Raw genomic sequence first — 12,010 nt, 5'->3', positions numbered from 1 at the left:
GTTGTGTATTTTTCACCTTGCCCCAAGAAACAAAGCATTAAAACAAACTACAAAGTACAGAACATAACAATCACAAAGTAATAACATTACAGAGATATAAACCAATAAAGATACAAAATGAATGATTTAATATTACTCAGTAGGTAAAATACACATCCTCTCTTGCTCTATTTAGTTAAAGAACCATGATTGATTTAAATGTATTACCTCTCTACCTCACTGCTGTTATCGCTTTATTATTAATTCCAGGGCCAGATATGTTACTGATTGCCAGTTCAAGCCTCAGTTACGGTCGCAAGGTGGGTATTTTTGCAAGTTTAGGTAATGCTACATCGGGTATTTTATTAACTATTTTGGCAGCTTTAGGTGTCTCAGCCTTAATTGCCGTTAACCCTATAGCATTGCAAATTCTTCGCTTACTTGGTGGCGCTTATCTATTAAAGATGGGATGGGACTGCATGCGAACACAACCTGCCGATGCGCCGGAAGAGCTCACTAAAAGTAATAAAATGGCAGCAACGCTATACCGTCGTGCCGTGTTCACTAATTTACTTAACCCAAAAGCACTTATTTTCTTTGTTCTATTCTTGCCTCAATTTGTTTCGACTCACGTTGCTGCAACATCTGGCCAACAAATGTTAGTGCTTGGTTTGTTACTAAATGTATTAGGTTTACTGTTTAATTTATTCTTGGTCACCACTGTTGGCACGTTTGGTAAATCACTGTTGAAAAGTGAAAAATTCCGTGCAAATCAGCATAAATTTATGGGTTTGATCTTCTTTGTTTTAGCCATTTGGCTATTAGCATCCCAACTTCCAACACCTGTAACACACTAATTCCCCCCCCCTGTTTAGTAGCGTTACCTATTTTGGTGACGCTATCATCATTTTAAAAGTATTTGTCTGTTAACTATCAATAATGAAAATACACCTCTCATTTATGTCTATCTAATAGTGAAATATAAAATCCCTCACCATTTTCACCTTGAATTTCACCCTAAATATCCTCATATATCTTAATAATAAGTGTTGCGTACACTCTTTGATTCACTTCTTATTAATTAATGCGCAGACATAATATGCCCCATAACAAATTTGGCGCATTAAGGATTATTATGATTATTCATGTTGGTATTATCGATCAGGACCCTGTCCGTTTGATCACCCCTTTACTAGATGAAGCCGTTCCGGCTACAAAAATGATATTTATTGGTACTGAGCTTCAGCGAGAACAGTATGACCGCCTAGCGTCTATTTTGACGCCACGTAACATAGATGTTGATTTTTTTGTGATCCCTGACAGCATTAATATCACGCTGATTAGAAGCGAGATTCATCAACTCGCAGAAGATATTAAAGCAACAGGCTGCGAAGTTTGGTTTAACGCAAGTTGTGGTTTACGTCACCGTCTTCTTTCTGCTTACGAAGTTTTCCGCTCTTATCACTGGCCAATTTATGTTATCGAACCTTACAGTGATGAAATGTGCTGGTTGTTCCCAGCTGACCGTGAGCAACAACAGGTTCAAGACCGGATCCAAATTACCGACTATTTAACTATTTTCGGTGCCCGTTGCGAGCTTTCTGATAATCCTATGCCTGAATCACTTAACGATCAGCTTTGGGAGTTAGGTCAACGCTGGGCAAGTTCTGCACTTGAATTAGGTCCAGGCCTCGCAACCTTGAATTACCTCGCGACCACGTGCCGTAAAGAACAAGTTCTTCATGTTGAGCTGAGTGATAAACAGCAAGGCTACAAAGAGCTCGGCACATTGCTATCAGACTTAGAAGAAACAGGTTTAGCAACGTACCATGACGGTGTTTTAACCTTTAAACACGAAGAAGCTCGCCGTTTTGCAAATGGGGAATGGTTAGAAAACCTTGTTCATAGCACCGTTCGCGCTATTCAAAATGAACTGCCTACAATTCAAGATCACTCATTAGGTGTGCAGGTTTACCGTAAAATTGGTGAGCGTGAGGTACGTAATGAATTGGATGTTGCAACTATCGTTAATAATAAGCTGCATATCATTGAATGTAAGACGAAAGGTATGCGTGATGATGGTGACGATACACTCTACAAACTAGAATCACTACGTGACTTATTAGGTGGCTTACAAGCACGTGCGATGCTTGTCAGTTTCCGTCCCCTGCGTCATCACGATTTAGTTCGAGCACAAGATTTAGGCCTCGCGATTATTGGCCCTGATCAGTTAGGTGACTTACGCATCCATCTGTACGAGTGGCTAAAAGGTGCGGGTGGTGAAGATCACTCTCATAACCCAGCCTAAAGCATAACGTTACTATTTAAAAAGACCTCAATTGAGGTCTTTTTTATTCTCTGTTTATAACACGGTTACGCCACACCATGCCCTTTAGACGCTTCTAACAAGCGATACCATTGTTCATGAGTTAATTGTAACTGCTCGGCAGCAACTGCCGTTTTCACTCGCTCAATTTTACCCGTGCCCAATAGCAAAGCAGGACGTGTAGGCAGACGCATTAACCAAGCATAAATCACCTGATCAATAGAATCAGCATTGAGCTCTTGCTTTAATACATTTAATGTTTCACGTACTCGATGAGCCTGTTCTGAAGTCCTGTTATAAATATCACCCCCAGCTAAGCAAGACCACGCCATTGGTCGTACTCTATGCTGCTGTAGCTGCGCTAATGTACCGTCTTCAATCGCATCAGTATGTAATGGATTAATTTCAATTTGATTAGTGATCAGTGGAAACTCTACCCGAGATTGCAACAATGAAAATTCATCTTTTGAGAAATTCGACACCCCAAAATGTTTTACTTTTCCCGTCTGATGCAGTTGCTCAAAAGCGCTATTGATCTCATCAGCATCCATTAATAGATCAGGACGGTGAATCAGCAATATATCCAGTTGCTCGATACCTAAACGCTGTAAAGACCCCTCGACTGAAGCAAGAATATGGCTTGCTCGGCTATCGTAATACGCCACTTGCGACGTACCGTTGACCTCTTTACCGCCAACGATGCCGCATTTAGAAATAATCGTTAATTCATCACGAATACTTGGCTGTAATTGTAATGCTTCACCAAATAAAGATTCACACGCTGAGGCGCCATAAACAGGCGCATGATCAACAGACGTTACACCAAGTGCTACATGTTGCTTGATAAATGATAATCGCTGCTGCGCCGTCATTCCCCACTCAGCCATTCGCCAGTAACCTTGAATAAAGTTAGAGAACAAAGCGTCATTAAGTGGTTGTTGGTTCTTCTCAGTCATCTTTACATCCATCTTGTATTTATCGTCAGCACAATTTGCGCTCACCGAACGTAACACAGGGATACAATGACTAAAGTGACAGGTTTCAAAGAATGAGAATAGTTCGACATGCTGTTAATAGAGAAAAAGCACTGATAACAGTGCTTTTTCATAACTATCTAACTCGCAAATTAATCCGTTAATTTACTTTTCACTTCAGGATCACTGAAGATTTCAACTAATTGCTCTCGGTAGGCTCGAAGTACATTATTCTGTGGTGACTCATCACTTTTTTCTTCAATTACATCACGCCCTGCAATTTGTTTTTCTAAGATCTGCCCATCATTTACTTCATAAATTTTAACTAACGTATCAGTATCAAAATTAAAAGCAGACACCCAGTTTAAATTAATACTGAAAAACCATTCATTAATGTTTAATTGCATTAGTTTATCTGCTTGATTATCAGCTAATAACACCATGATATCACTATCACTTGCACCCGAAGGAACCTTAACAGCTTCAACATTCCAACCCTGTTTTTGTAAGCCATGTAAAATTCGATGCTCAAGAAAATCTGCTAATGTTTTCTCTTTATCGCCTTCTTCAGTCGCTAAAACTTGAGATACATGCCAATCCACGGGAATCCCAAAAGTCGCATGAGCTACACCAACAAAATCTTCTGGCTTGCCTTCTTTTACTCGCTCACGTTGGTCATTGACAGAAATTAATACTTTCTTCGTAACGTTATAGTTAGTATCTGGCGCTTGTTCATGTAAGGGAATAGGACTTACACAGCCAGTAATAAAGAACGTTACCAATAATAACAAAAAGTGCTTCATTTTAATCATGTCAACTTCCATCCTTAGATTTACAAGCAAAATAGAGCAAGCAAGTTAACATAGAGAAAAAAATATTTAAGTGATAATTATCATAACAGTAACAACTTTACTACGTCGTATTTTCAACTCAATTGATGATACCAACGGTAAGTACGTCGCAGTGTAAACATGGTTAACACTAAATAATATGCCGCTAACACAATGGCAGGTAATGCATCACGATCGGACACACTGATGATGGAATACCCACAGTACACCACAATAATGGCAGGAATAATCAAGGCAGGTTTTACTGAAGAATAAAGATTAGTAGCCAGTAACACCACATGCGCTACTACCAAAATCAGTGGTAACGTAATCATTAAAAACCACAACATAATCAATCCCTTTCTTTAATCCGTAAGCATTACATCATAGCTCTGAACAAGAGTTAGGCCAATACATTGTGGTTGGGGAATGTGTAAGTAAAAGCAATGAAGCTACACCACTGCCCCCCATAAATTATCTAATTTCGCTAATGGTTGATGACTCTGTGCCGATAATTCCACATAACTGTGTACCAGCTTAATTTTGTGCTCATTAAAGTCATGTCCCCAAATATTTGGATCTGATAAGTCAAAATGTTGGGGTATTACCTTTTTTAGTCCTGACTCGGGTTTGCGATCATTAAGCTCTAACTGAATAAGCGATTGTTGTGCCGCTTGTTGCGCTAATTTTTTATGGCCCAGTTTATCGAGTAAAGATATTGCATGGGCATGAGTAATACCATGAAGTTTATCGCCAGCGAAAAAATGCTCATCATTATTATGGTAAATATCTTGTGTACTTCGCTCAACAGCAATAACACAATGTTGCTGAATATCTATCTCACCTTTATTTAATAAACTGGATGGCTGATATTGACGATAATCAGCTAAACCGTAATAACGTCCCCAATTATCATCCATACAATTAACAATTAGCTTAGCGATATTCGAAACCATACGCTGAGTAACAACAACGTTATTATTAGCGACAGCATTTAAAAATAATGCACCATATATGATCCCATGACCTGAATGACATAATTGCTGCGCGTTAAGTGCTATAGCATTTACAACTTCACTATAATCGGTTGTTTCAGGGCTATTGGATAATGGATTCATTAAATGCTGATTATCATCGGTAAACTGCACTAACATTGCTTGTAAACTCTTTTTAGATACATTGTTGAGTGCTCCGCCATTAAGTAATGCATCACCTGCCAATAATGCCGCCCCCGTATGCCCTTGAAACCATGCGGTACTGTCAACTTCCACCACATTGGCTAACGCTAACATCCCTTTATCAATAAACTGTTCCATTGTTTTCTCCTTGCTTTAATTTCTGTAATTTCGTCACCAACGAGATTGATATAATGCAAGGATAAAACCTCAAGTTATATTGAGGTCAAACGAATATTTAATACTACCGAATCAATCCAGATAACACGATAAAAGCGAACGATTACAAGGTTACCTGAAATAACAAGTAGTTAAACAATCTAAATACTGTTCTGAAATTCATCGCATTAACATTATCTTACAGAAACCTACAACATCCCTTTAGAGAATAATGTATTGTCCACGAAACAATTTGGAGGATAAATGAAATTAAAATTTGCACCTGTATTATTTGGCTTATTTGCCAGTCTGTCTGCCCAGGCCTCAGAGCCACAAGCCTTTATTGGTGTCGGTATCAATGACGGTGTCAGTAGTATCAATAATCGTTGGGAATTTAATCCAAGTGTAAGGATCGGTGCTAACTTTAACGATTATCATAGACTATACAGCTACCTGGAATTTCAAAAGGATGCATACAATTTTGTCGCTTCTTATGATTACTTTATACCGCTAACTAATAGTAAGAATTGGCGTTTCTTTATTGGAGCCAGCTCAGGAATACAAATTGCAGAATCGAGCAAAGATGATCTTATTTTAGGCGCGCAAACAGGGATTAATTATCGAATCAATAAGAACTTTAATACTGAATTGGGGTACAGAGTTCATGATACAAGAAGTGTTTGGAAAGAGCGTAATATGTCGCAACTTGATACTTTTTATATCTCTCTAGACTTTGCCGTTTAATCTAAAAGTAATTTACTGGTCATGTCACAAACCTATTTATTTAAACCTTTTTATTCATGACAGTATTATTGAAAATAAAAAAGCCGCTCCTAAGAGCGGCTTTCTAATATAACACTTTAAGACTTAAATCTTATTCAGCTAACATTTTACGTGCAGCTTCTACCACGATCTTAATTGATTTCGCTTCTGTTTCTTTTAGCGTTGCGTGATCTGGGATCTCTTTTTGTGTACGGTTAATAATAACACCTGCCACACAACCTGCACGTAAACCAGAACTTGCACACATGGTTAATAGCGTTGCTGATTCCATTTCAAAGTTAAGCACGCCCATTTCTTGCCACTCTTTCATTGAGCCTTGGAAACGACGAACTACGCGACCTGAGAATGTGTCGTAACGCTCTTGACCTGGGTAGAACGTATCACTTGATGCTGTTACACCCGTGTGTACTACAGCATGCTCATCATCACATGCTTGCTTCATTGCCGTTGCAACACCAAAATCAGCAACAGCTGGGAACTCCATTGGTGCGAAATGCAGACTTGCACCATCTAAACGCACTGAGCCTGTCGTTACAATCATATCGCCTGGGTTAATGTTAGGCTGAATTGCGCCTGTTGTACCTACACGTAGGAAAGTGGTTACACCTAACTGCGCTAATTCTTCAACAGCAATAGAGGTTGATGGACCACCGATACCCGTTGAACACACAACCACTGATTTACCGTCTAATTTAGCGCGAAATACAGTGTACTCACGAGAGCTTGCTAAAAACTCAGGGTTATCCATTAAGTTTGCAATTTTCTCAACACGTGCTGGATCACCGGGAATAATCGCTAATTCTGCACCATTAAGATCAGCTTTATTAACACCTAAGTGGAAGACTTTATTATCAGACATAATGTTACCCTTTAATTTAAACAGCTCTGTTGTAGGTTCAGAGTGATTCTTATGAGTTATTACTATTTTAATCAATTTTTTGATAGAAAGAGTCAAACATACTGCAACATGCTCTATCAAAAACATGTGGTAACAATAACCAATGATTCAATTACTTTTAGTGATTATGGTCACATCAATAAAAAGCAATTGAAAAATATGTTACATAAAAGTCTGATATTAATCACGCGAAAACGATATCTTATTGCCGGAATCACAAAAATTCGTTTTCTCGCGCATGTACTCTTTACTCTGTTTACCTGCCTTATAGCGAAAAAAAACGGCATGATAAACAATACATCATTGTTCGTATCATGCCGTTTAGACTAATCACTAATGCTCAGAGCGATTAGTTTTTACTTTTCGCTTTGCGGTTTAAAGCGTAATAAACGTAATGCATTCAGTGTTACTAACGCTGTTGCGCCACTGTCTGCAAGTACTGCAACCCAAAGCCCTGTAAAACCAAATAAGGTTGTAACAAGGAACACCGCTTTTAAACCTAATGCTAAGCTGATGTTTTGACGAATATTACTCAATGTCGCACGAGACAATTCAATCATCACTGGCAATTCTGAAACTCGGTTATGGGTAATTGCTGCATCGGCAGTTTCTAATGCTACATCTGTACCACCGCCCATCGCCACACCAATTGTTGCTGTTTTCATTGCTGGTGCATCGTTAATACCATCACCCACCATGGCAACAGAATGTAGCTCACTTAACTTGCGTACTTCTGTCACTTTATCTTCAGGTAATAGCCCTGCACGAAAATCAATATTAATTTCTTTAGCAATCGCAGCTGCTGCTCGTGGGTTATCACCCGTCAGCATCACTGAGTTCACGCCAATGCTTTTCAGCTTAGTGATCGCTTCTAAAGCATCACTGCGTAAATTATCACGCCATGCAACTAAACCCACCGCTTGCTGATTACGAACGGCAACCACCAGCGTTTTCCCTTCGCTTTCTAGATCTAACGCTTGCTGTTGCTGGTTATCCGTTAGCACAATGTGCTCTGGTAGGCGATCGGCAGCACATAACATAAAGTTATCGCCTTCGGTAACACCTTGAATACCGCGGCCAGCTAGTGCTTCACGATTTTCTGCTTCAACAACAGATAATGATTTTTCTCGAGCAAGGTTAACCACAGCCGTTGCTAGTGGGTGTAACGAACCGGATTCAACAGCGGCTGCTTGACGTAATAATTGATCGGGATTGTTATCCCAGCTAATTAAATCCGTCACGACAGGTTTACCTTCCGTTAGCGTACCTGTTTTATCAAACGCGACAGTTTCAACATGACCAAGCTGTTCTAATGCTGCACCACCTTTGATTAATGCACCGCGACGCGCTGCTGCCGCTAAACCTGAAGTGATCGCTGCTGGCGTTGAAATAACAAGTGCACAAGGACAGGCAATAAGTAATAGCGCTAGACCTTTATAAATCCACTCATCCCATGATTGACCAAATACAAGCGGCGGAATAATGATAACAAGTGTTGCTAATAGCATCATTGCTGGAGTGTACCAGCGGCTGAATTTATCAATAAAACGTTCGAGCGGTGCTTTACGTGATTCTGCATCTTCAATGAGATGAAGAATACGGTCGATCGCATTTTCACCTTGCGCAGAGACAATCGTTAATCGAACAACTTTGTCTGATGCCATGCTACCAGCCATGACTTTCTGGCCCGGTGTTCTTTCAACAGGCACAGATTCCCCTGTTAGTGCGCTTTCATCAAAACTCGCAACCACATCTAAAACTTGGCCGTCAGCAGGTAAACGCTCGCCGGGTACAACTTCAATCACATCACCAGGTTTTAATTCGCTTGCTGGAACTTTTTTCTTCTCACCGTTTGGCAGCACAACATTGGCATCTTCAGGCACCAAGTCCATTAACGCTTTTACACCACTTCGTGCACGTGATGCGGCATACCCTTCTAATTGCTCACCAATTAAAAACAGTAAAATCACCATTGCCGCTTCTGCGGTTTCCCCTAAGTACAATGCACCAATAGCCGCAATACTCATTAGGGTTTCAATCGAGAATGGTGAACCTGATTTACCTAAGCTAATGGCTTTTTTCACAATCGGTACTAAGCCAACAATTGTGGTTAAAGTAAATGCCGCTAAACCCCATGAATGTGACACTTTATCAATTAAGAAAGAGGCAATCATCATTGCCGCAATCACAAGGACTTCTAAGTGTTCTTGAATAAATGATTTTTTTGGTAACGCTTCAGCCGCAGCAGCATTAGAAACTAAGGTAAAACCCGTTGCCTGTGCTTTATCTTCAATCTGTTTTTTTAATTTATTGTTATCAGCTTGCTGATTGGCTTGCATGTTGACGATGAGCTTTTCCGTCGCAAACATCACTTTTGCCGTTTCAACTTCAGCAAGACTTGAAATTGATTTTTCCAATTTAGCCGCGCAGCTTGGACAATCCATGCCAATCACTTTCCAGCTAAATGTTTGACCATGAGCCGATTGTGCTAAAGACGCTTCAATCGCTTGATCTTGTTCTTTTGATGAGGTTGACGTTGAACAACAACTTTTTACTGAAGATGAATGACTTGAGTCGTCATGTCCTGAATGCTGGCGCTCTGACTCTACGTGCGCGTGTTGAGAAGCGATTTCAGTGTCTGATGGACCAATAGAAGATACTGTAAAGGTTGATGGTTTTTTATTTGGATGGATGGCATCTATTGCTGATAGTTTTGCAGCGTTAAGTGCTGTGTCACTTTTAGATGAGCAGCAGGAAGCAGGGCCGTCGGTATCAGATTCACCACACCCTTCGGTGTGTTTTTGCACACTCTCAGAAGGGGTTGATGAACAGCATGTCGCTGACTCACAAGATTCAACTGTCACTGTGGCTTTGGTTACTGCCGTTGGTTTTGCAGCATGAACATGCATTTTTTTATTATTACATTGAGCACACATAATCATTCTCCTTGAGTGCTTTGATTATCTGTAACTAATATAAACCTTGGAGTAATGTCTAAGGTCAATAAAAAAAGCCAAACTTTTATCGTTTGGCTTTGGCAATCAATTTCTACTACGCATACCTAACGTAATCGACGTAGTACCGTTGTGTTGTCTAACACCTCACCCCAGGCTTGGTAATCGAACCCCATATCGAAAATGTATTCCGTAAGCAATGTTCTAACGCAATTAACCAACGAGTCTGCATCCCACGGCTTGTCAAAGTAACTTTCAATACGTGCTTGGTTAATCGCGGCAATAGTATCTTGATGAGTTGCTTGCCCTGTCAGTAATACTTTTTTAGTTTTGATGAAACGGCTATCGTGGGTCACATCAGTCAGTAGCTCTACGCCATTTTTACCCGGCATGATATGATCTGAAATAACGACACCAATATAATGCCCTTCTGCATCTAACTCATCCATCAAAACTAAGGCTTCATCACCAGAATCACACTCTTCTATCATAAAAGCCGATTGTAATGGTGACAGATCTTTTAATACCGCATTTAACACTTCTGGTTGATCATCAACACAGATAACGACTATTTTTTCCATAACTCATCCCTTAGAGTGTCGGTAACTTGATCCTAAACGTGGTGCGTTCTTCATCACTTTTAACCACGACCGTACCGTCATAACTTTGTATGATCCGTTGTACAATTGATAAGCCCAAACCTAAGCCAAACGATAATCCCCCTTTTTTGGTCGTAAAATTAGGTTGAAATATTTTTCGTCGTGTCGGCTCATCAATCATCGGCCCATTATTAGTAATAGTGACTAAGATTTTTTGCTTTACATGTCGAGTCACAATTTCAATTTTCGGTGATGCTGTATTCTCCATAGCATCACAGGCATTTTTAATCAGATTAATCCATACCTGCACTAACTCTGTTGAACTCGCATTAATCGGTGGCAAGACTGCGGGGCGCAATACCACTTCAACAGGGCGTAGATTGCTTTGTAGTAAAGCTAGCGATTTGTGTAAGGTTTCATTGATATCAACATCGTTTTGCCGCACATGATCGCTGCCCCCTAATTGCTTTACCGACTTGACGATACTGGCAGAATGTTTAGCCGCTAAGCGCATATCGCGTAAATCACGTCCATAATCCCAATAGCGTAATGCTTCATCTAGCTGAGTGAACCATTGCTTAGGAACATCACCTTGCGGAATAGCTTTCGCTAATGTTTTTGCTTGCTCACGAGACAAATTATGTTGCTTGATTAACGCCTTTGCTCGTTCTCGTACCTGTTGCGATCCTGTGGTCTGCCCAACGTTAATTCCTTGGAGCATAAATTCAAGCATCTCGGGTTTGCTTGTTGAAATAGAATCAATAATATTGGTTTGAAGATTTTCTGTTTTGCTACTGAGAACGCCTATCGCATTATTCAGTTCATGGGCAATACCCGCCGCAAGTTGTCCAAGAGTTGTCATCTGTTCAGTGGCATAAAGCTTTTGCAGTGCTTTTTCTTTTTCAAGCGCTTCCATACCAGTAAGCATTTGTCGACGAGCAAGTTCATGAACCATGACAGGCATAAACTGCTCAGTCATAGAGCCATATGTTTCTGGATCTTCCACTGGGGTTAGCAAATCAATCCAAGCAATTTCACTGTCTTTTTCTGCGACCACCGTCGTTGATGCCATTAATGTTTGCGCAAAAAAACTATGCACGCCAAAGAACATGCCTTCTTTGACGACAAACACTTTTGCACTTAAGCCATTCTCTTTATTTTTAAGATACCCAGACAATTCACCACTTTTTACCCAGTAAAGTTTGTCGTTATAGTCATTCTGGCGCAGCACATGCGTACCTGATGTAACAGACATCGTACGCGCAGAATCGCGAAAATACGTATCAATAATCCGCTTTAAGGCTTTTGGTTGAACCATGAACGTGTCCTTGTC

At 40.1% G+C, this 12,010-nt stretch carries 11 protein-coding genes; 3 read left to right on the top strand and 8 right to left on the bottom strand.

Annotation, left to right across the window (positions count from 1 at the left end):
• Positions 1–185 precede the first annotated feature (185 nt).
• On the top strand, positions 186–836 hold the full coding sequence (locus C9J46_RS02555) for a LysE family translocator (protein ID WP_107206228.1): 651 nt from the start codon (positions 186–188) through the stop codon (positions 834–836).
• Between the two features lie 278 nt (positions 837–1,114).
• A complete protein-coding gene (locus C9J46_RS02550) occupies positions 1,115–2,287 on the top strand; it encodes a Card1-like endonuclease domain-containing protein (protein WP_107206227.1) in 1,173 nt (390 codons plus the stop codon).
• A gap of 65 nt (positions 2,288–2,352) precedes the next feature.
• Here the strand turns inward: C9J46_RS02550 and C9J46_RS02545 are convergent, their stop codons facing one another.
• The 4 genes from C9J46_RS02545 to C9J46_RS02530 form a co-directional block, all read right to left on the bottom strand.
• The gene (locus C9J46_RS02545; RefSeq protein ID WP_107206226.1) at positions 2,353–3,261 is read right to left on the bottom strand and encodes an aldo/keto reductase family oxidoreductase; all 909 of its coding nucleotides are present in this window, start codon (positions 3,259–3,261) and stop codon (positions 2,353–2,355) included.
• A 170-nt stretch (positions 3,262–3,431) separates the two neighbouring features.
• Positions 3,432–4,091, bottom strand: a complete 660-nt coding sequence (locus C9J46_RS02540; protein ID WP_107206225.1) for a hypothetical protein — start codon at positions 4,089–4,091, stop codon at positions 3,432–3,434.
• Between the two features lie 113 nt (positions 4,092–4,204).
• The gene (locus C9J46_RS02535; RefSeq protein ID WP_107290517.1) at positions 4,205–4,459 is read right to left on the bottom strand and encodes a hypothetical protein; all 255 of its coding nucleotides are present in this window, start codon (positions 4,457–4,459) and stop codon (positions 4,205–4,207) included.
• 102 nt (positions 4,460–4,561) lie between these two features.
• Entirely contained in the window at positions 4,562–5,425 is an 864-nt protein-coding gene (locus C9J46_RS02530; protein WP_107206223.1) for a hypothetical protein, read from the bottom strand.
• Between the two features lie 282 nt (positions 5,426–5,707).
• Here C9J46_RS02530 and C9J46_RS02525 point away from each other — a divergent pair, with 282 nt between their 5' ends.
• Complete coding sequence (locus tag C9J46_RS02525) at positions 5,708–6,187, top strand: outer membrane beta-barrel protein (RefSeq protein ID WP_107259643.1); 480 nt, start codon at positions 5,708–5,710, stop codon at positions 6,185–6,187.
• A 130-nt stretch (positions 6,188–6,317) separates the two neighbouring features.
• Here C9J46_RS02525 and udp read toward each other — a convergent pair whose 3' ends face one another.
• From udp to C9J46_RS02505, 4 genes are all read right to left on the bottom strand, one after another.
• Positions 6,318–7,085, bottom strand: coding sequence for a uridine phosphorylase (udp, locus tag C9J46_RS02520; protein ID WP_005368660.1), 768 nt, complete (start codon positions 7,083–7,085; stop codon positions 6,318–6,320).
• Between the two features lie 395 nt (positions 7,086–7,480).
• Positions 7,481–10,060: a zinc/cadmium/mercury/lead-transporting ATPase gene (locus C9J46_RS02515; protein ID WP_107290516.1), complete on the bottom strand. Its 2,580-nt coding sequence runs from the start codon at positions 10,058–10,060 to the stop codon at positions 7,481–7,483.
• Between the two features lie 125 nt (positions 10,061–10,185).
• A complete protein-coding gene (locus C9J46_RS02510) occupies positions 10,186–10,659 on the bottom strand; it encodes a response regulator (RefSeq protein WP_107206220.1) in 474 nt (157 codons plus the stop codon).
• A gap of 10 nt (positions 10,660–10,669) precedes the next feature.
• Positions 10,670–11,995: an ATP-binding protein gene (locus tag C9J46_RS02505; protein ID WP_107290515.1), complete on the bottom strand. Its 1,326-nt coding sequence runs from the start codon at positions 11,993–11,995 to the stop codon at positions 10,670–10,672.
• Positions 11,996–12,010 lie beyond the last annotated feature (15 nt).

The organism is Photobacterium sp. GB-36 (assembly GCF_003026135.1).
GTDB lineage: Bacteria > Pseudomonadota > Gammaproteobacteria > Enterobacterales > Vibrionaceae > Photobacterium.
This window is presented reverse-complemented; position numbering and strand designations above follow the sequence as displayed.